General features: G+C 59.8%; 23 protein-coding genes. 9 read left to right on the top strand and 14 right to left on the bottom strand.

Going from position 1 to position 19937, the window contains the following annotated elements; all coding sequences use genetic code 11:
* Positions 1-16 precede the first annotated feature (16 nt).
* The 4 genes from nrfD to recN all read right to left on the bottom strand — a co-directional run bounded on the left by nrfD (position 17) and on the right by recN (position 6529).
* Entirely contained in the window at positions 17-1159 is a 1143-nt protein-coding gene (nrfD, locus tag QNJ86_RS06720; RefSeq protein WP_283831837.1) for an NrfD/PsrC family molybdoenzyme membrane anchor subunit, read from the bottom strand.
* 101 nt (positions 1160-1260) lie between these two features.
* Positions 1261-1884 (bottom strand): 4Fe-4S dicluster domain-containing protein, encoded by a 624-nt coding sequence (locus tag QNJ86_RS06715; protein WP_283831836.1) that lies wholly within the window; start codon positions 1882-1884, stop codon positions 1261-1263.
* On the bottom strand, positions 1884-4358 hold the full coding sequence (locus QNJ86_RS06710; protein WP_283831835.1) for a molybdopterin-containing oxidoreductase family protein: 2475 nt from the start codon (positions 4356-4358) through the stop codon (positions 1884-1886). Before QNJ86_RS06710 ends, QNJ86_RS06715 begins: the two co-directional genes overlap by 1 nt.
* Before the next feature lie 488 nt (positions 4359-4846).
* Positions 4847-6529 (bottom strand): DNA repair protein RecN, encoded by a 1683-nt coding sequence (recN, locus tag QNJ86_RS06705; RefSeq protein WP_283831834.1) that lies wholly within the window; start codon positions 6527-6529, stop codon positions 4847-4849.
* 194 nt (positions 6530-6723) lie between these two features.
* On the opposite strand from recN, the gene QNJ86_RS13845 reads away from it, so the two are divergent.
* Together QNJ86_RS13845 and QNJ86_RS06700 are read left to right on the top strand one after the other, a co-directional pair.
* Positions 6724-6951, top strand: coding sequence for a helix-turn-helix domain-containing protein (locus QNJ86_RS13845; protein WP_347278118.1), 228 nt, complete (start codon positions 6724-6726; stop codon positions 6949-6951).
* 320 nt (positions 6952-7271) lie between these two features.
* Positions 7272-8294: a PDDEXK nuclease domain-containing protein gene (locus QNJ86_RS06700; protein WP_283831833.1), complete on the top strand. Its 1023-nt coding sequence runs from the start codon at positions 7272-7274 to the stop codon at positions 8292-8294.
* Between the two features lie 75 nt (positions 8295-8369).
* Here QNJ86_RS06700 and QNJ86_RS06695 read toward each other — a convergent pair whose 3' ends face one another.
* The 5 genes from QNJ86_RS06695 to bilS all read right to left on the bottom strand — a co-directional run bounded on the left by QNJ86_RS06695 (position 8370) and on the right by bilS (position 11437).
* Positions 8370-9140, bottom strand: coding sequence for a MerR family transcriptional regulator (locus QNJ86_RS06695; protein ID WP_283831832.1), 771 nt, complete (start codon positions 9138-9140; stop codon positions 8370-8372).
* A 143-nt stretch (positions 9141-9283) separates the two neighbouring features.
* On the bottom strand, positions 9284-10036 hold the full coding sequence (locus QNJ86_RS06690) for a 4Fe-4S binding protein (protein WP_283831831.1): 753 nt from the start codon (positions 10034-10036) through the stop codon (positions 9284-9286).
* On the bottom strand, positions 10033-10590 hold the full coding sequence (locus tag QNJ86_RS06685) for a TetR/AcrR family transcriptional regulator (protein ID WP_283831830.1): 558 nt from the start codon (positions 10588-10590) through the stop codon (positions 10033-10035). The genes QNJ86_RS06690 and QNJ86_RS06685 overlap by 4 nt, the downstream gene beginning before the upstream one ends.
* Before the next feature lie 74 nt (positions 10591-10664).
* Complete coding sequence (locus QNJ86_RS06680; protein WP_283831829.1) at positions 10665-10925, bottom strand: TfoX/Sxy family protein; 261 nt, start codon at positions 10923-10925, stop codon at positions 10665-10667.
* Positions 10922-11437, bottom strand: coding sequence for a flavodoxin family protein BilS (gene bilS / locus QNJ86_RS06675; protein ID WP_283831828.1), 516 nt, complete (start codon positions 11435-11437; stop codon positions 10922-10924). Before bilS ends, QNJ86_RS06680 begins: the two co-directional genes overlap by 4 nt.
* A gap of 116 nt (positions 11438-11553) precedes the next feature.
* Between bilS and dtd the strand changes: the two genes are divergently transcribed.
* Positions 11554-12000 carry a D-aminoacyl-tRNA deacylase gene (gene dtd, locus QNJ86_RS06670; RefSeq protein WP_283831827.1) on the top strand — a complete coding sequence of 149 codons (447 nt, stop codon included), beginning with the start codon at positions 11554-11556 and terminating at the stop codon, positions 11998-12000.
* A 2-nt stretch (positions 12001-12002) separates the two neighbouring features.
* On the opposite strand, the gene QNJ86_RS06665 is transcribed toward dtd, so the two are convergent.
* Genes QNJ86_RS06665 through QNJ86_RS06655 form a run of 3 tightly spaced genes read right to left on the bottom strand, consistent with a single transcriptional unit; the run spans position 12003 to position 13265 of the window.
* Entirely contained in the window at positions 12003-12362 is a 360-nt protein-coding gene (locus QNJ86_RS06665) for an arsenate reductase family protein (RefSeq protein WP_283831826.1), read from the bottom strand.
* Between the two features lie 57 nt (positions 12363-12419).
* Entirely contained in the window at positions 12420-12872 is a 453-nt protein-coding gene (locus tag QNJ86_RS06660) for a PIN domain-containing protein (RefSeq protein ID WP_283831825.1), read from the bottom strand.
* Positions 12873-12887: 15 nt separating this feature from the next.
* Complete coding sequence (locus tag QNJ86_RS06655) at positions 12888-13265, bottom strand: hypothetical protein (protein WP_283831824.1); 378 nt, start codon at positions 13263-13265, stop codon at positions 12888-12890.
* A 288-nt stretch (positions 13266-13553) separates the two neighbouring features.
* On the opposite strand from QNJ86_RS06655, the gene QNJ86_RS06650 reads away from it, so the two are divergent.
* Genes QNJ86_RS06650 through QNJ86_RS06635 form a run of 4 tightly spaced genes read left to right on the top strand, consistent with a single transcriptional unit; the run spans position 13554 to position 16266 of the window.
* On the top strand, positions 13554-13931 hold the full coding sequence (locus QNJ86_RS06650) for a GntR family transcriptional regulator (RefSeq protein ID WP_283831823.1): 378 nt from the start codon (positions 13554-13556) through the stop codon (positions 13929-13931).
* The gene (locus QNJ86_RS06645) at positions 13931-14839 is read left to right on the top strand and encodes an ABC transporter ATP-binding protein (RefSeq protein ID WP_283831822.1); all 909 of its coding nucleotides are present in this window, start codon (positions 13931-13933) and stop codon (positions 14837-14839) included. Before QNJ86_RS06650 ends, QNJ86_RS06645 begins: the two co-directional genes overlap by 1 nt.
* A gap of 5 nt (positions 14840-14844) precedes the next feature.
* On the top strand, positions 14845-15534 hold the full coding sequence (locus tag QNJ86_RS06640) for an ABC-2 transporter permease (RefSeq protein ID WP_283832042.1): 690 nt from the start codon (positions 14845-14847) through the stop codon (positions 15532-15534).
* Positions 15535-15567: 33 nt separating this feature from the next.
* Positions 15568-16266: an ABC-2 transporter permease gene (locus QNJ86_RS06635; protein ID WP_283832041.1), complete on the top strand. Its 699-nt coding sequence runs from the start codon at positions 15568-15570 to the stop codon at positions 16264-16266.
* A gap of 45 nt (positions 16267-16311) precedes the next feature.
* On the opposite strand, the gene QNJ86_RS06630 is transcribed toward QNJ86_RS06635, so the two are convergent.
* Positions 16312-16722, bottom strand: coding sequence for an RrF2 family transcriptional regulator (locus QNJ86_RS06630; RefSeq protein WP_283831821.1), 411 nt, complete (start codon positions 16720-16722; stop codon positions 16312-16314).
* Positions 16723-16976: 254 nt separating this feature from the next.
* On the opposite strand from QNJ86_RS06630, the gene QNJ86_RS06625 reads away from it, so the two are divergent.
* A complete protein-coding gene (locus QNJ86_RS06625) occupies positions 16977-17720 on the top strand; it encodes a transglycosylase domain-containing protein (protein WP_283831820.1) in 744 nt (247 codons plus the stop codon).
* Between the two features lie 38 nt (positions 17721-17758).
* Complete coding sequence (locus QNJ86_RS06620) at positions 17759-18562, top strand: glycoside hydrolase family 25 protein (RefSeq protein ID WP_283831819.1); 804 nt, start codon at positions 17759-17761, stop codon at positions 18560-18562.
* Positions 18563-19189: 627 nt separating this feature from the next.
* On the opposite strand, the gene QNJ86_RS06615 is transcribed toward QNJ86_RS06620, so the two are convergent.
* Positions 19190-19918, bottom strand: a complete 729-nt coding sequence (locus tag QNJ86_RS06615) for an SH3 domain-containing protein (RefSeq protein ID WP_283831818.1) — start codon at positions 19916-19918, stop codon at positions 19190-19192.
* Positions 19919-19937: the final 19 nt, after the last annotated feature.

Below are 19937 nucleotides of genomic sequence, written 5' to 3'. Positions count from 1 at the left end.
CCTTTCCCGCTCATGTTTAGTGCGACGCCGACACCGGCCTCAGCGGCAGAAATTTCAGCCCCAGAAGCAGCAGCAGCGCGCCAAGTCCCACCACGCCCAGCATAACGCCAAACTCCAGCGGCGCGGGGAAATACACCATCGCCCCACCGGCACCCTGCAGCGCCGCGCCCGCATCCGTAAGGCCCGGGCCGGACGCAACGGCGGGCATATCCAAATTCGGAATCTGAAAACCGCCCACCAACAGCTGCACGCGCTTGCAGAAGATTCCCACAATGGCCAGCACCGCTGCAACCACAATAAGCCCATTGCGGCGCAGCGCCGGCATGAACGCCACCACCGCGGCAAACGCGCAGCCGATAATCTCAATCCAGAAGAACGGCGCCAGCGCACCCGTGGTCAGCATGGCCACGAGGTCGGCACCGGAGCCAGCCGGGAACGCTTCGGTCAGCAGGTCGCAGCCAAAGAAGTACAGGTCAACGCACACAAACGCGCCCAGCATCTTCACCATCTTCACGACGTTTTTCTGATCGAGTTCCAGATAGCCCGCGCGGCGCAGCGCAATGACCACCATCAGCACGAGCGCTGTGCCACACACGAGCGCGCTCGACACGAACCACGGGCCCAACAGCGCCGTGTGCCACATCTCGCGTCCCTGCTGCAGCCCGAAAATCCAAGCCGTCACGCTGTGCACGAGCACGGCGCACACCAGCGCGAACACGCTCACCACGCGCAGCGCCGTGTTCGATACCTTGCCCGCCTCGGCGCGCAGGGTGGCCCACAGATACACGATGGACAGAATAAGGTACACCGCCAGCACAATAATGTCCCACATGAGCGGCGATCCCAGGTTCGAATACGCGAACAGCTCCCACAGGCGCAACGGTTGTCCCAGGTCAACCACCACAAACCCAATGGCCAGCACGGTGCAGCAAATACTCGTCCACACCGCTACCTTCGAAATGCCGCCGAAACCTTCCATCCCAAACGCGCGCGGCACGCTCGAAATAATGAGGCCGCCGGCGGACAGGCCCACCAGGAACATAAACATGGTGATGTAAAGGCCCCAGGAATCGAGGTTGCGCATGTTGGTGTTCACCATGCCGGAGGTCAGCTGGAATACCCAAAGCGCAATACCAATTACGGTGACGACCGCCGCCACGCCGATGGCGATGTTCAGCCCCTTGCCCCCGAACCGCTTCGGGGTGGCAGGAGCGGGAGCGGCCGGAGCCGCGGTTGAGTCTCAGTCATGATGCTCCTCCCTTACACGAGGTAGTACACGGACGGCTTCGTGCCTTCGCTTGCCAGCAGCTGCTCGTACGAGCGCTCCTTGACCAGCCTCGACACCTCAGATTCCGGGTCGTCCAAGTCGCCGAAGTGGCGGGCGCGCGCCGGACACAGGTCCATGCAGGCCGGCACCTCGCCGCGGGCGAGCCGCTGATAGCAGAACGTACACTTCTCCACGACGTGCTTCTGGTGCGGAGCCGCGTCGGCATCGCCAATCGCGAAGTCTACCGAATAGGCGGGCTCTTCCCAGTTGAACGAGCGCACGCCAGTGTAGGGGCAGGCCGCCATGCACATGCGGCAGCCGATACACTTGTCGTAATCCTGACGCACCACGCCTGTCTCGGGGTCCTTGTACGTGGCGCCCACCGGGCACACCTTCGTGCAGGCGGGGTTCTCGCAATGCTGGCAACTCACGGTGACGTAGCGCATGGACACGTTCGGGAAGATGCCCGCCGGCGTGTCAATTTCGTCGCCGCCTTCGGTGAGCACGCGCGTCCACCAGTTGCCATCGGGCAGGTTGTTCGCCATCTTGCACGCCATTGAACAGGCATTACAGCCTATACAGCGCTTCGTGTCGATGACCATTCCATAGCGGGCCATCAGCGCTCACCCCCTTCATACTTCTCGACTTCGCAGAGGAAATCGTAGAAAGCGCTGTTGGAACAGAAATCGTTCATGACCACGTTCGTGAGGTCCTGCGTGTGGCCCTCGACGAACTGGTCGGCCTGGAACCCGTGCGGAATGGACACAACGCCCGGCTTGATACCCTCGGTGACCAGCACCTTCAGCACTGCGTAGCCGTGATCGTTGTACACGCGCACTAAATCGCCCTGCTTGATGCCGCGCGCCTCCGCGTCGGCCGTATTCACCTTCAGCAGTGGCTCCGGCTCCAGCTCGCGCAGCCACGGCGTGTACGCGCACTGCGAGTGCACGTGGTACTTGTGGTGCTGGCTGCAGCCCATGAGCGGGTACTTCTCGCGCAGCGGGTTGTCCCAGTAGGCCTCGTTCGCGTTCTCGTAGTACGGAATGCGCTCGTAGTCGGCCACTTTTTGGCCAAAGTTGTTGCGCGGCACCGGCTTTTCGAGGTAGTACTGCAAACGCTGCGTGGCCGCGGCCTTAAACGTGTCGACCTTCGATGCCTCGGTGAAGGCAAAGTTGCGGCCGAGTTTGTTGTCGGCGAACGCGTCGTAGCCGCCGCCAGCTGCAAGATTCACCTCGGTGTCTAACACCAGGTGCAAAAGTTCCTCGTCGGACTGGGCGAAAATCTTTTCCATGCCCAGCTTGCCCGCCACCGCGCGCAGAATGTCCAGGTCGGTCTTCGACTCGTAGAGCGGGTCGATGGCCTTGTGGTAGAACGTGGGATACGGCGTGGAGCAGATGGGGTCGAAGTCCTCGGTTTCGTAGGCGTGCGGCACGGGCAGCACGATGTCGGCCCACTGGGCCGTGTCGGTCATGCTGGTGTCGGCGCACACGACGAAGTCCACCTTTTTCACGGCCTCGATGAGTTCCTGGCGGCCGGATTCGCACGACAGCACATTGCCGTTGCAGCACCAGAGCACGCGGATGGTCAGGTCTTTCTGCCCCCACTTCCCCGTTTCCATAATTTGGGGAAGATACATACCCGTGATGTTGTCGCCCGGCAGGCCCATGAAGTACGCCTTCATGTTCACCGGGTACATGCCGCACGTGCCGCGCGTCATCATGGCGCCAGGCTTGCCTGCGTTGCCGGTGAGCGCCGCGATGAACGCAAGGTTTTTGAAGTTGTGGTGCGAGTTCACGTGATGGCCTAGGCCCTGGAACGTGAGCACGGCCACGGGACCCTCGGTGGCGTAGATGCGCGCGAGTTCCTCGATGGTTTCGGCGGGCAGATCGCAGATGTCGGCGGCTTTGGCCACCGTGTAGTCCTTGATGCTGTCCTTCACCTTCTGATACACGGTTTGTACCTTGTGACCAGCCGCTTCATAGAATCCTTCAAGCGCGGGGTCGGCCGCTGTGGCGCCGGGTGCCGGCGCGTTCGACGCGGCGTCCCACACCACGATGGGGTCGATCACCGTGGGCTGGCCAGTTTGCGGGTTGAGGGGGCCCTGCGTGGCGGGCGTACCCATGTCGCTTAGGCGCAGATAGGTGCCGTCTTCTTTAATAAGGAAGGGCGAGACGGTCTTTTGCTTCATGAACGCTTCGTCCACCAGATTGTTGTCGATGATCCAATTCGCCATGGCCAGCATGAGCGCGCCGTCGGTGCCAGGGCGAATGGGCACGTACAGATCCGAGTGCATGGCCGAGGCCGTGAACTGCGGGTCTATGGTGATGAGTTTCGCGCCCTTTTCGCGCGCCTCGCACACGAACTGCCAGTCGTGCACGTACGCCTCGGCGGGATTGCCGCCCCAGGCCATGATGGTTTTGGCGTTGACGATGTCGGTGGAATCGTTGCCGCTCACGCCTAAGAGCGTGGACTGCTCATAGATTTGCGCCTGGTCAGCGCCGGCACCCAGAATGGTTGCGCCCAGCGCCGTGATGAAGCGGCCATAGCCCACGGACATGTAGCCAGCCATGGCGCCGTTGAGCACGCCGTATGAGCCGTACGAGGACCACACGCCGATGGACGACCCGCCGTATTCCTGCATGGCCGCGCCAATTTTGGCCGCGATGGTGTCGATGGCTTCATCCCAACCGATGCGTTCCCACTCACCCGCGCCGCGCTCGCCGACGCGCTTCAGCGGGTACTTCAGGCGGTCGGGATCGTAGATGCGCTGGGGCTGCGTGTAGCCCTTCACGCAGAAGCGGCGACGCACGTTGTCTTCGCCGGGCAATTCGCTGGCGGCGACGCGCACCACCTTGCCTTCGCGCACAACCACCTGCGTGGGGCATTTGCTGCCACAGTTACCGCGGCACGAGCTGCGAAACACCTGTTCACCCTCGGTTGCTGCCGCGCCCTCGGCGTGCGCCTGCGCGGGTGCGAGCCCGCTTAAGGCTGCTCCCGTTCCAGCGACAGCCGCGACGCCGGCAACGGCGCCGGTGGTCTTCAGGAAGCTCCTGCGCGTGAGCCCCGCGTGTGGGCTCTTCGTTTCCGACATGTCTCCTCCTCCATTCTTGCTGCAGAATGCCGTGGGGCTTTCCGGATGAAGGCGAGCGTTTCGCGAACGGCGTTCCCCTTCGGCCGCAGCGCGCCATGACGGCGCGGTCGCGTTTCCGAGATGTCCCCTCATATCAGAAAATCGGCCGATTCCCTCTGTGTCCTAGTCTGCCATACGTCACTATGATTATCAATATAGAACTATGACAGAGTATGACAAGGAATTATTCTATTTTTGGATAATGAAGGGATGAGGGGATGTAACAACAGTTCTTTACCGGGTATTCCGTAGGGCAAGGGTTCTACCCTTGCCGCTTAGCATTGATCAACCTACCAGGTAAAACGTGGTTGTCGGCAAGGGCAGAGCCCTTGCCCTACAGTCAACCTGGTAGGTTGGGGTTTTTGTCGCAGCCCCCTCCCCGCAGGTGGCGATGGCGCGGCGCAGGTCGTTGACAGGTGGGGGCTTTTGTCACAGCCCCCTCCCAAAGATTAGTTTTTCGCTTCTGCGGCGGTGAGTAGTTCTTGTGCGTGGGCGAGTGAGGTTTCGGTGGCGTCGCCGGACAGCATGCGGGCGATTTCGGCCGGGCGTTCGTCGCGCGTGAGTTGGCGCAGGTGTGTTTCGGGCATACCGCCCTCCCCTTCGGCCTTGCGCACCACGTAGTGGGCCTGGCCGCGAACGGCCACCTGAGCAAGGTGCGTAACCACTATCACCTGGTGCGTGTGCGCGAGGTCTGCCAGCACGTCTGCCAGCGCCACGGCGGTGGAGCCGCCCACGCCGGCGTCCACCTCGTCAAACACCAGCGTGTCGACATCGTCCACCTCGCCCAGCACCACCTTGATGGCCAGCATAACGCGGCTCACCTCACCACCCGAGGCAATGCGCGCGAGCGGACGCGCCTGCATACCCGCGCCGGGACGGAACAGGAACTCAACGGCCTGCGAGCCCGCGCGCGTCCACTGCGCGCGCTCAATCGGCTGCAGGTCACAGACGAGTTCGGCACCGCCCATCTCCAGGCGCGCCATCTGCGCAGTGACGGCAGCAGCAAACCGGGGAGCTGCTTCGGCGCGCGCGTCCGCCAAAGCGCTAGCAGCGTCAACGAGCGCGGCTTCCGCCTGGTCAACGGCGTGCTGAGCCACGCGTTCGCGCTCCGCCGCGTCATCCACCAACGACACAAGGTCGGCCGCTTCGGCACGCTTTGCCAGTACGTCTTCCATACGCGGACCATACGCGCGCAGAAGACCTTGCAGGGCCGCCATACGCTCCTGCTGCTGAGCAAGGGTTTCGGGGTCGAACTCCACGCCGTCGCGATAATCGCGCGCCTCGCGCGCCACGTCTTCCAGCACATAACCGGCCTCACGCAGGGAGTTCGCCAATTCGCCGAGCGCGCCGTCGAAGCGCGCCGCGCCGTCGAGCGCCGCCACGGCCGCGTTCAGGTTGTCGATTGCACCTTCTTCGCCCGCCAGCGCCTCGTGCGCGGTGTTTACCGCAACGGCCAGCGCCTCAGCGTGCTCCACGCGCGCCAGGTCAGCGGCCAGTTCGTCATATTCGCCCTCGCGCGGGTCAACCGCGTCGATGCGCGAAAGCGTGAAGCGTGCCTCGTCGAGTTTGGCCGAGGAAGCCTCCCCCGCCTCGCGGACGCGCGCGAGTTCAGCCGCTGCGGCCGTGGCGGCAACAAACGCCTGCTCGTAGGTGGTATGCGCGGTTGCCACCGCTTCGCCCGCCCAGGCGTCAAGCATGCGTACGTGCACGGTGGATCGCATGAGCTGTTGATGTTCGTGTTGACCGCAGAGGTCGATGGCGGGGGCGACAAGGCGCGCGAGTTCGCCCACACTAGCCATGTGTCCGTTCGCCGTCACGCGCGAGCGCCCATCGGCCGTCACGCGGCGCGTCACCACCAGTTCGTCTGCAGCCTCGTCGGCCGCGGCCTCCCCTTCGGCGCCCTCTTCCGCAGGAACCGCCACACCGAAGAAGCGGCCCGATACCGCCAGTGCTTCCTCGCCGTCGCGGACGGCACTTTTGTCGGCACGCTCGCCCATGAGCAGCTTCAATGCCGAGAGCAGCGCCGTTTTACCCGCGCCGGTTTCGCCCGTAAGCACCGTGAGTCCTCGCGCCGGCTGAAGCGCCGCCTCGCGGATCAACGCGAGGTTCTCAACCTGAATCTCATCGATCATCGCGCACCTCTTGCGTCATCATCTTCCAGGATCACCCAGTATACCAGCGCCACTCCGCTCCGAGCGCATGCGATTCTCAAGGCGCAAGAACGCCATTTTTCGCGTGAAGCGTCCGCACCGCTTCACGCGCGCTAAACGCATGCTACAATCTATGATTAAAAGGCATAGGTTATACATTTCGGACAGGGGAAACTATGATTTCCTACGAGCCACTGTGGCGCACCATGAAACTTCGCGAAGCTACAACGTATACGCTCCAGGTCAAGGGTGGCATAAGCAGTTCAACCATCAGGCGTATCAAAGCCGGCGATTCCCTATCAACGCATTCAATAGATGCGCTCTGTCGCATCCTTCACTGCCGTGTGCAAGATGTCATTGAATACAAGGAAGACCCACCCGAGCCGCCCGGGCCAGACACCTAAGCATAAACCCACAATTGCGCACACACTGTGTGCGCAATTGGTCTAGTCAGAATGAACAACCCGACTCACCAGGCAATTCTGCCGTCAACGCACTGTGTGCACAATTGGATTAGCCATGAAATTTAGTGCACAGTGCGTGAATGGAGGATATGTCTTTTACTCCTCCTCCGCGCTTGAAAAACGAACTTATGTTTGCTATAATATCTTTCATTATTACTGGTTCGACACTTTCATGATACGTTCCTAAGTGTCAGGCTGGGTTGTGTCCCTAACTTCGCGCGCTGCAGCGGAGGACAGCCGCTTCTGGAAAGGAGGCTGTCATGGGACAGCTTTACGATCCGGCTTCCGACGAGGCCATCTATCAGTCCGTTCGTTCCACCCTTGAATCGGCACGTGCAAAAGCCGCAGTCGCAGTGAATGACGCGATGGTTTCGGCATACTGGGAGATCGGGCGACAAATCACCGAAGCGCAGGGAGAGCGCGCTGAATATGGTAAGCATCTTATGGAGTACCTGTCCGAACGACTAACAAAAGAGTTCGGAAAAGGATTTACAATACGAAACCTCCAGGCAATGAGGCAGTTTTTTCTCGCATTTCCAATTGTGAACACACTGTGTTCACAATTGAGTTGGTCGCATTACCGTCTGCTTATCCGGATAGAAGATCGGGAGCGACGCGAATTCTATGCACACGCTGCCGTTGAAGATCATTGGAGCGTTCGACAACTTGACCGGCAAATACACTCATCTTACTACGAACGACTCCTCGCTACGCATGAAGACCACCGCGAGGTTGTCCGTAAAGAAATTCAAAAAGTCGAACCAGTAACGAAAGCAGACGATATCCTTAAAGACCCTTATGTGCTTGACTTTCTTGATTTATCCGGCTCCGCTTTTCTGGAGGCCGATCTTGAACAAGCACTGATGGACAAACTCCAAGAGTTTCTGCTTGAACTTGGTAAGGGTTTCGCTTTCGTCGCTCGCCAATATCGCATTACCACAGCAAGCGACAGCCACTATTATATTGACCTCGTGTTTTATCACTGCATTCTCAAGTGCTACATTCTCATCGACCTCAAGACAGGAAAGCTTACGCCACAAGATGTCGGTCAAATGGATTTTTATGTGCGATTATTCGATGATCAATGCACCCAACCTAATGACAGCCCCACCATCGGCATCATTCTTTGCGCTGATCGCGATGAAACTGTAGCACACTACTCAGCTTTAGCCGAGGACAAGGGGATATTCGCATCCCGCTATCTCACCTATCTGCCTACCGAAGAGGAACTCGCCCAAGTCCTCGAAACCACCTACACACTTGCAAGCGGTGAAGCGGAATAAAAAATTATTGCGCCTAATGCCATTGAGCGGGCGTTTTTACTCAAAACACCCGCTCTAAATCTAGCAGTTCGGCGCTTATGCGCAGTAGGCTTTGATGGTGTCGCGGAGGAATTCGGTGGCGCCGGGGGCGATGGCTTCGTAGTAGGACTTGAAGCGCTCGTCGGCCACGTAGCCTTCGGCCAGCGCAGCATGCGCCTCCTTGGAGTACGTGCCGTCAGCCCAGAACTTGCAGAGCCACTGGCGGTGCAGGTCGGCGGCGCGCCAGGCGTGCTCGCATGAAGGGTTGCCCTTCGCCATGGCTGCCAGAAGTGCCTCGCGCATCTGCTCTTCCAACTCCTGCGTGCGGGCGTACTGATCCTCGCTCATACCCATCACCTTTGCGTTGCTTGCGTCGGCCGCAGCATCACCCCAGCGCTCGCGCACCTCGGCACCATACTTCTTCTCGTTCTCGTCTACGAGGCCTTTCTTGAACGCCTCGAACTTTTCGCGGTCTTCCATAGCCGCGCCTCCTTCCACATGGGCGAGCGTTTTTTCCACGCTCGCAATCAAACTTTCCAAACGCTGCGCACGGCGGCGCAGTTCGCGCAGGTGGCCCGCCAGCGCGTCGCGAGCATTAAACGAAGGATCGTCCAACAACCGCGCAATGTCTGCAAGCGGCAGGTCGGCCTCACGATACAGCAGCACCTGCTGCAAGCGGTCAACCTCAGCTTGCCCGTAGCGCCGATACCCGTTCGCCGCGCGCTGCGCCCGCACAAGCCCCAGCTCATCGTAGTGATGCAGCGCCCGCACCGTACAGCCCGAAAGCTCGGCCAACTCATGCACCGCGTAGGTTCGTTCCTTCGTCATACCCGCTTCCTTCCCGACGTCGTGACGACAGCATACGCCCTCACGTAACGTGAGGGTCAAGCAGAAAATCAAAAATTCGCGCGAAATGTTTCACGTGAAACACTTGTACGAAAAAGTGCTGAGCTTCTGTCTGACTGAGGGAGCTATCGCATGCGCCCGAGGCGCAGCTTCAGTACGTCCTTGGGACAGGTGTCGGCGCAGGCGGCACATTGGATGCACTCGGCATCGGCGATAGCGCCATCGCACAAGAGTTCCTCCACCGGCAGGCTCATGGGGCAGGCGCGTTCGCATTTGCCGCAGTGTATGCAACGGTCTGATTCGGCCGCGATGTGCAGCTGTGGTATGCGGAGCACGCGGCCAAGCTTGCCGCCCAGCACCATAAAGGGAGCCATCCAGCAGATGCAGTGACACATGGCCCGGCGCCCCAAAATCAGGTTCGGGATGAAGAACAGCGCTACTATGCCCAGATAGATACCCAATCCCATAAGGTTCGCCACCGACATGCCAGCCGTTGTGTGGTAGAGGGGGTCGACGATAGAGAAACCACCGGCAAGCCATGCGCCTGCAATAATGGTGAGCACCCAGGGTACCCAGATCACGTACTTAATGCGCGTGCGCCACCCAAGTTTTGCCGGCTTGCCCGCAACATCGGCCTCGATTTCCTGCAGGCCGCCAGCCGCACAGAGCCATCCGCAGAACGCGCGGCGTGCTACCAGCGAAACCAGGAATTGCAGCGTGAACACAAGTAGACACCCAGCAACAACGCCCTCAAACGCACCTGAAATGGCGAGCACCGGCGAGAAATAGAAAATAGTTACCGGGAATTGCAAGAACGACACGAGTAGCACAAGCCGCCGCGCGCGTTGCCGCGTGGTTCCCGCCTTCCGGGCGCTCATGATTGCACCGCGCAGACAAAGGCACGAAACGCCGCGTCCATGCGCTCAGCCAACTCTTCGTCGGTGAAGTGCGAGCCGCAGGCTATCATGGCCGCCATGCCGTGTGTGTAGACGATCATGTTCAGGTACAGCTCACGCGCCGCCTCGGGCGAAAGGTGCCCCAGGTCCTCGATGCATTCTTGCACACCGTCAATGGCTACGCTTTCGTACACCTCCGCGAAACCCGTTGCCTCCATGTGTGGCGACAGATACAGGAAGTGAAACAGGTTGCGCTCCGTCCGCGCGAGACGCAGATGCGAGAGGCCGTTCGACTCGAAGGGATTCTTGCCGTCGCACTCGTGCTCGCGATTGTAGGCAGCCACCCAGGCGCGTGCATGATTGTAGAGCTGCCGCACGAGTTCGCGCATATCGCCGAACTGGCTGTAGATAGGCTGCACGGAGCAGCCCGCGCGCTCAGCCACCGTACGCGCGCTTAACGCCGCTTCCCCCTGTTCACGCACTATGGCAAGCGCCGCATCAAGCACGGCCTCTCGCGACACCTTCTGCTCGGGCATAGCTCCTCCTTGTATATTACACTCGTTATATTACGACTGTAATATACAAGGTATCGAGAGCACGGTCAAGATGGTTACGCAGGCTGGTTCGCTGCCATGAAAGATTTGAGTTCTTGTTTGCGGGCGGGGTCGAGTTCTTTTTTGGGGATGCCTTGCACGGCGCCCTCAAGCGCGTAGAGCATGTGCAGACACACGCCGGGGTCGATGGTTTGCACTTTGAGCCAGGCTTGCTCAGCGCCCAGTGCGATAAGTTCCTCGGCAGTGGTGATGCCCACTTCGGTGAGCTGCTGTTCGGCATGTGCGCCGATGTTGGGAAGATCGCTGAGCTTTGTCATAGGGTGGCCTCCACTTCGGCGCGCAAGCGCGCAAGGTCGTCATCGTTCGGATGGGTAAGAGCCTCGTCGAAATTCTCAATGAGCTGGGCCATGCGCGCAGCCTGTGCGGGGTTCGCTTCGGCCTGTTGCTCGTAGCGTTCGCGTACGCTCATAGGCATGCGTCCTTGACACATGAACACCCCTATCACATGTGCCGTACTGGGTAGATGTACCAGCACGCGCGCACCGACACCGGCAAAATACGTCGCGTCCGCACCGAAGCCCGCGGTGCCGAACAGGAACACTTCCTTGTTATCGAGCGAGGCCAGCACCTCAGCCATCTCGTCAGTGCAATCGCCACGGTTCGTCCAAAAACCAGCGTACACCCGCTCCGCTTCCGCAAGCACTGCAGGATCCACCTCGCCGACACGTCCGTATGCGAGCCGCCCTTCCTCCGGCAGCGCGTCAGCCACGGCTCGTGCAAGTTCCTCAGTATTGCCCGTCCTGCTGTCATACACAATGGCGTAGGTCATACCCCAGTCCTTTCTCGCTTCGCTTCGTTATACGCCGCAGTGCGCACACGGTCAACTCCGCAGGTGAGAATGCTATACTTGCGGCACATGCGACAAGGCGAAGGGAGCACACACTAATGCGAGCGGTTATTCAGCGAGTTGCGCGGGCGCAGGTGGATATCGAGGGGGAAACGGTTGGCTCCATTGGACGGGGGCTTGTTATTTTGTTGGGTGTGGGGCACAACGACACTGAAGCCGAGGTCGAGCGCCTTTGGAGCAAAATTTCCCGGCTACGTATCTTCGAAGATGCCGATGGTAAGACAAACCTCTCACTAGCCGATGTCGCCGGTGAGGTGCTTGTCGTGTCGCAGTTTACCCTGTTCGCCGACTGCAAGAAGGGCAATCGTCCCTCGTTCACCGAGGCCGGTGCTCCCGACGAGGCCAACCGTCTTTATGAATGCTTCATCGAACGCGCCCGCCGCGATGTACCCCGCGTGGAAACGGGCCGCTTCGGCGCGTACATGGACGTGAGCCTGGTAAACGACGGCCCCTTCACCCTCTGGCTGGACACCGACACGCTCTAAACCTACAGAAGCGCCTGTTCCCACTCGGGTTCCTTGAAGCCCACCAGCACAAAGTCCTCGCCCACCACGATGGGACGCTTCACCAGCATGCCGTTCTCCGCGAGCAGCGCGTACGCTTCGCTGTCGGCCATGCCGGCATCCAGCAGCGCCTTCACGTTGCGCTCGCGGTAGAGCATACCACTCGTGTTAAAGAACCGCCGCAGCGGCAACCCGCTCTTCGCATGCCATGCGGCCAGCTCTTCGGCCGTTGGGTTATCCTCCACAATGTGGCGATCTGTATAACTCACCCCCTGCGCATCAAGCCACGCCTTCGCCTTCTTGCACGTCGAACACTTCGGATACTCCACAAACAGCAGACCCATTGCAGCCCTTTCTCTCACCGACAACCATACCCCTCACCGAAAAAGTGTGACTATCGCTTACCAATCCATGATGTCGTAAACAATCCCTTGCTCCTTCTCCAAGCGCTCAAAGAAGTCTGCCGGCGAACACCAGGCAACATTCGCAAGCTTGAACCCCTTTTTGTCGCGCGTCAGGAGATAGTCTGCCTTCACCTTATCGGCGCAGCGTGCCACCAGACAATCCTCAAAGTCAGGCCATTTTGATTTCGCCGACTCGACGATGTCCTCTTTATCAACACTACACACATTAAGATACGTCAGGTTATCTAAAAATATGTCCTGAATAGTCTCACTGGTAAACTCGTCCTCTCCCCTCATCAGGTAGAACACATCAGTGAAAGACTTCGCGGAAACCCACAGTTCAGCCTCATTGAAAAGCGCCATGCCCTTGAGCGCATACGCTTCCTTAACAAACTCTTCGCGACAGGCGAACAGGTCGAGCATGATGTTGGTATCAAGCAAAAGACGCATGCTCATCCTCCTTAGTTAGTCGAAATATTCCGGATAGCGCTCACGCATGGCTTCTTCGCGCAATTCATCGAACGACTTGCCATTCCACGATGACGGAGCTTTCAATGTCGTACGATCGATAAAAGCTTTGATCTGCGCTTTTTTCTCAGGCGAGAGATTTCGATGGCGATCCGCCATTTCTTCAAGCGGGGGAGCAACCGTCGGAAGTTCTTCGTAATCCAGCACATAGCGATACGCCGCATTGATCAATTCGGTAGGAGACGAGCCAATTCTTTTCAGAATTGCATTGCCTTGCTCTTTGATCTCGGTTGGCACGCGAGCTGTGACAATGGCATCGACACGAGAAGTCCTTGACGACATGGTGCGCACCTCCTTCTGCAAAACAGCTTCCATACAAGCCTCCTTTTCCACACGTTTTACTATAGCGTAATACGGTATTACATTCAATAGTTCGAACGTGTGTTCTCAAAAAATTCTTCAGAAGGTGCTTGACCGCTGTGTATCTACTGATTATAGTGTGCATATTGGGTATATACACCTAGCACACGCAAAGGTGCCCACCCGAGCCGGAGAATGCGGGGAACGTGCCCGCGGACTCCGAGGTGCGAAGCGGGACGCCGCGACGCACCACCGGGCGCGCCGGGACGCCGGAGCGCTCACGAAGAACGGAAAGGGAGCACGTTGGACATCATCATTTCGAACGCGAGCGACAAACCCATCTACGAGCAAATTGTCTCGCAGATGAAGGGCCTCATCCTCGCAGGCGAACTGGACGAAGGGCAGCAGTTGCCCTCCATCCGCGCCCTGGCCAGCGACTTGCGCATCAGTGTTATCACCACGAAGCGCGCGTACGCCGAGCTGGAGGCGCAGGGCTTCGTCGAAACGGTGCAGGGCAAAGGCAGTTTCGTGGCCGGCGGCAACAAAGAGCTGCTGCGCGAAGAACACCTCCGCACCATCGAAGACCTGCTCGCCCGCGCCGTACACGAAGCCCGCACCGCGAACGTGACCACCAACGAGCTCCACGACATGTTGAACCTCATCGCAGAAAGTGACGACTGATGAACGCCTCGTACAACCCAAACGACCTCCTTTGCATCCGCAGCCTATCGAAGCACTATGACGGCTTCGACCTGGTCAACGTCGACCTCACGGTACCCGCTGGCAGCGTCGTCGGCTTCGTCGGCTCCAACGGTGCCGGCAAAACCACCACCATCAAGTCCGTGCTGGGCCTCGTCTTCCCGGACGCGGGCTCCATCGAACTCTTCGGCCAAAACGTGGGCGAACACGCCAGCGCAAAAGCCGTCAAGCAGGTGAAACAGCGTGTCGGCGTGGTGTTCGACACGTGCTCGTTCCCCGAGGAAATGACCGTGGAAGCCGTGGGCAAACTCATGTCCTACAGCTACGACGCGTGGAACCCCACCGACTTCGAGCAGCGCCTGACCCAGTTCGGCCTGCCGAAGAACAAGCTGGTGAAGGACCTCTCGCGCGGCATGAGCATGAAGCTGTCGCTGGCAGCCGCACTCGCGCACGACCCCGACCTGCTCATCCTCGACGAAGCCACGGCGGGCCTCGACCCGCTCGCGCGCGACGAGGCGCTCGACCACCTGCGCGACTACATGCGCGACGGCCGCCGCGGCATCCTCATGTCGAGCCACATCACCAGCGACCTCGAAAAAATCGCCGACTACATCATATGCATCGACGAAGGCCGCATCGTGTTCGCCATCGAGAAGGACGCCATCACCGACCTCGCGGGCGTCGCGCACTGCCGCGCCGCCGAATTTGAACACATCGCCACCAGCGGTTTCTTCGCGCCGGGCGAACTGCGCAGCATCCGCCACCCCTACGGCATTGACGTGCTCGCGCCCGACCGCTTCGCCTTCGCCGAGAACTTCCCGCGCATCGCGCTCGACAAAGCCGACATCGACTCTTACATGGGCCTTATGCTGAAAGGAGACGTCCAGTGAAAGCCATGTTCATGTCCGACCTCCAGGTCGCTAAGAAATACCTGATCCAGCAGCTTATTGTGGCCCTGCTCGTGGGTTGCATCATCGGATTTACCACCGAAAGCCTTTACCTTATTGTGCCCATGCTCACCGTAGTCATCCCGTTCTCGCTCGCTTTCACCATCATCGCGTACGACGAGCGCGGCGACTGGCAGCAGTTCCGCCTGGCGCTTCCCCTGTCGCGCGCCGACGTTATCGCAGGTCGCTATGCCAGCATCGCGGCGCTCGTACTGATTGGTGCCGCCATCGGCCTCGTGCTCACGGGACTCATTGTTGTGGGAGGCCAATCAGCGCTCGGCGGAATGGTGCCACCTACGCTTTTCGAAGAACTGTCGTGGCAAGGCATCGCACTGGCCACCGCGCTTGGCATCGCCATCATCCTGTTCATGCTGTCGGTAACGTTGCCGCTGGTGTCGCGCTTCGGCATGACGAAAGCCGTGCGCTACCTGCCGCTGGCCATGGTGCTCATTGCCCTGTTCGTGTTCGCAAGCGGTCAGGAATTCCAACTGCCGCCGTTCGTGGTTGACTTCATCTACTGGGCAAGCACGCCCACCGGCACCGTCGTTGTCGCAGCAGCCATCGTGGGCGTAGCCGTCATCATCTACCTGCTGTCAACCCTGCTGTCCATCAAGCTCTACGCGAAGCGCGAGCTATAAACCACTAAGCGCAAGGAGCGCCCTGTGAAAACCATGCTGCAATTCGATTTCCTCATTTTGAAGAAATCGCTGATAAAGAACGTGGTCCTCTGGGCGCTCTACGCGACTGGCGTCTGCTTGGTGGCAGGAGGCGTACCCCTCATCATCCTGCTTGTGGGCTTCCCGATGTCGCACATGGTACTTATGCCAATGCTGATGCGCGACCAAAACCGCACCTGGTTCGCGTTTCGCCAAGCGTTGCCATTCTCTCGCGCGGACGTGGTGGCGGGGCGCTACGCAAGTGTCGCCCTCGTCGCACTCGGATGCATGGCAACCGGGATGCTGTCCTACGTCCTTGCGTGCACCCTCGGCCCCCTCATACCGGGCCTTCCCCTCTTAGGGCACTTCTCCTTCGACTTCAACACGCCCGTAGCAGTGGCAATGGTGGGCGCCACGCTCACGCTTACCCTGATCATGTACGCACTGGTGTTGCCATTCATGCTGGCGGGAACCTATCGGAAAGCCGCCACCTACATTCCCTTCGCCTTCATGCTTGCAATCTTCGCTGGTATCTTCTCGCTGAGTACGGTCGATTACACTGCACTTCTGCCAATCATCAGCATAATTAGCAGCGCCGCCCAGTCAACGGGCGGCGCATGTGCCGTAGCGGGATGTTTTGTGGCGGCCTCCTGCGCGTTTTACCTCGCATCGGAGCGCGTGGCAGCACGCGCCTACCAAACGCGCGATCTCTAACACAACGAAAGCGCGCGGCCACGAATGCGCGAATACGCGCGGCCCCTACGCCATGGCCACCAGGTCGGCCAACGTCACGCCATCCACGTAGTCCTCAATGGCTTTGTCCAAACCGCGCCAGAAGTTGATGGCCACGCATTCGTCGCGGCGCGGACACGCATCCGCCCCATCTTCCAGGCACGACACGGGCGCACAACTTCCCTCCGTGGCACGCAGAATGTCGCCCGCCAAAATGTCCTCAGCCGGGCGAGCCAGCAGATAGCCGCCGCACACGCCGCGAATGCTCTTCAGCACGCCGGCCTTCACCAATGCGCCGCCCAGCTGCTCCAAATACTTTACCGACAAATTCTCGCGCTCGGCAGCTTGGCGCATGGTGACCGGAGATCCGTCCTGCTCCCGGCTGGCGATATCGATCATGAGCCGCAAGGCGTAGCGCCCCTTCGTCGAAATCATCATAGTCTCATCGCTCCTCACCGCTCGTCATGGTTGCGCCCTTCACGCAACACGGAGAACTTGCCGCGACACCTTGGTGCCGCTTGCTAAGCTAAGTATAGCGTAAGGGTAGTATATCCGGCACGGTAATCCTTGCGAGAATGTAAGACGCGAGCAAGCAGCAAGTAAGGTTGCCTTAAGACGCGCGCGGTATCGTAAGAATATGCCAAAAACAATGGCTCTGAACAGCAGAAACGCACGGAAGAAAAGAGGCACGTATGGCGCGCAGCAAAGCCCACGCATCCACCGGAGCGTCTGTTTTGACGTTCATCGGGCGCGTTTTGGTGGTTGTGCTGGTTCTGATAGCGCTGGTGATCACCTATTTCATGGCGCGCGGCTTCCACCAGTACCGCGAGGCGCTCGACGGCCTACCGCTCTCCGAAATGCAGCAGCGCATAGAAAACAGCCAGGATTTCACGCCGATTGAAACCCTCCCCGACCTGTATGTACAGGCCGTCGTCGCCGTGGAGGACCACCGCTTTTATATGCACTTCGGGTTCGACCCGCTGGCCACATTGCGCGCGCTCGCAAACGACGTGAGGGCCGGTGCCATTGTGGAAGGCGGCAGCACCATCACCCAGCAGCTGGCGAAAAACGAATACTTCACTCAGGAGCAAACCATCGAGCGCAAGATAGCTGAGGTGTTCATGGCCGTAACACTAGAGCAGCGCTTCTCAAAAAGTGAAATTTTGGAGATGTACGTGAACTCCATCTATTTTGGCGACGGCTACGAAGGAATTGGCCAGGCCAGCAGGGGGTATTACCACATCAGCCCGTCAGAGCTGAGCGCCAGCCAGTGCACGCTTTTAGCCGGCGTACCGAATGCCCCCAGCGCGTACTCGCCCACCGAGCACCCCGAGCTTGCCCAGCAACGCCAACACCAGGTGCTCAAACGCCTGGTGGCCTGCGATTATCTGAGCGAATCGGAAGCGGTGCGCATAGCGTTGCAGCCCGCGGCCTAGATTTGTCAGATGCGCCGCCAGTTTGTTAGGATGTTTGCATGATGCGAACATTCAAGAGAACCTGCTGGGCGCTTGGTGCCCTTGTTGTTGCGGCCGCGTGCTGCGCCGCCATCGCTTTGGCTGGGTGCGGGGGTGCCCCGGCGGCGGATGCGCCGGAGGCGTACGTGAGCCCGTATGACTGGACGAAGCTTGAGCGCACCGACGACAGGCTGGTGTATCAGGACGGCGAGAAGCGCTCTCAGCTGGGCGTGGACGTGTCGAGCCACCAGGGTGCGATAGACTGGCAGGCCGTTGCCGCCGACGGCGTCGACTTCGCGTTCGTGCGCGCTGGCAACCGCGGCTACACCGAAGGCGGCCTGTTCGTGGACGAGCGCTTTGCGGAAAACGTCGACGGTGCTTCCGCGGCGGGGCTTGACGTGGGCGTGTACTTCTTCTCGCAAGCCATCACGGCGGAAGAGGCGCGCGAAGAGGCTGACCTCGTGCTGAAAGCCCTGGCCGGGCGCTTTGTGGCGCTGCCCGTGGTGTTCGACCACGAGCCCGTGCCCGATGCGGCCGGGCGCGCGAATAACCTCAGCCGCGATACGCTGACCGCCTGCGCGCTCGCGTTCTGTGAGCGGCTTGAGGCGGCCGGCTACGACACCATGATCTACGGCAACAAAGGCGACATGGCCCGCTACAACCGCGAAGCCCTCGGCACCCGCCCTGTCTGGTTCGCCGAATACGACGCCCAAAAACCCAGCGCCCAATTCGACTTCGCCATCTGGCAATACACCAACGCCGGCACCATATCCGGCATCCCCACCCCTGTTGACCTGAACCTGCTTCTGCCCGAGGTAGAGTAAGCGCACCCAGAAACCACACAGGCGCGCCCGTGATGGAAAAGCGCGCCTGCGGGTTGTGCGGCGGGGAGACATACCCCAACCGGTATCGTTTTCGCGCTTCACGCCCGCCCTCGTGCATGCAAAGTGCGGTTTTTGGAACAGTTTGGGGCAGATTGCTGCGAGAAAAGGTCGATTTGATGCTCCGCGGACGACACTTGGTGCTTTCCGGAAGAGGTATATATCAGGGATAGGCACATTCCCTGCGACATTACTGATGGCATCTACCCACCGAGATTCAACCCGGTCCCATCTGGCAGAAACCGTGCTTATGACAGGGGGTGAAGGGACCCTAAAGCCGTCGCCCTTTGATGAAAGGTGGGTTGTCGGGAGGTGATTCACGAAGAGCCTTCTCCGTCGCAGAATTCAACAATGACCTGCGTTTTCGCGCTTACGCGCGAACGGGGCTGTAACAAAAGTCCCCTACAGTGGTTGTCCCACTAGTCAGACGTCGCCTACCAGTCAGTCAGCCCGCGTCGTGGAGATAGGGCGTTGGGAGATTCGTGGCGTAATCAGTAGCGCGTAAGCGCGTCACACTTTTCCCCACAAAAAAAGGGGCGCTTGCGCGCCCCTCAACTTGCTGGCTCTTTCTTACTTCAAGTAATCAATGTGCGAATAGCCCGTGGTGTCGCCGAACTTTACTTTGTACCAGTCGCCTTCCATGGCTAGCACGTTCACAGTTTCACCCGCGGCGAACGAGCCGATGATGCGAGCGTCCATGCCGGGGGCTGTGCGCACGTTCAGTGGCGCGGTGGTGACCAGGCTGTTCATGGTGTTCTTGCCGGCGGTGCTTTCCGCATCCGGCGTGTAGCCGCCCTGGCCAAAGCCCAGATACCCGCCGTAGCAGTACGCATCCTGGCCCTGATAGTTCACCGTAAACCAACCGTCATGCTTGGCAACCACCGGCACGCCCTCGTCCACGGCAAGCGAGCCCAAAATGGCGCTCTCCGTGTTCGGCTGCGCACGCACGTTCAGCGGCGCGGTGGCGTACATCGTGGTGGTCTTGCCGTCGTGCACGGTACCCTCTTGCGTGCCCTCAAAGTTCAGGTACTGGAAGTAGCAGAAGCCCTCTTTGTCCTGGTACTTCACGTGATACCAACCGCTGTCGGTCATACCGTACACCGGCACCGACGCCCCCTGCGGCATGACATCAATCACCGCGCCGTTCAGGCTGGACGCGTCGCGCAGATTCAGCGGCGCCGTGGTGGCCATCGTTGTTACCGCCTCGGCTGCGAACGCCGTCGTGGCCAGCCCTGCCGTCAGTAGAACCGAGGCACCCAGCGCCCCGAGCATCGCCTTGCACGTCTTTGCTTTGTTCATGGATCCTCCTGCGCTCTCA

Source organism: Gordonibacter faecis (assembly GCF_030077735.1).
Lineage (GTDB): Bacteria > Actinomycetota > Coriobacteriia > Coriobacteriales > Eggerthellaceae > Gordonibacter > Gordonibacter faecis.
This window is presented reverse-complemented; position numbering and strand designations above follow the sequence as displayed.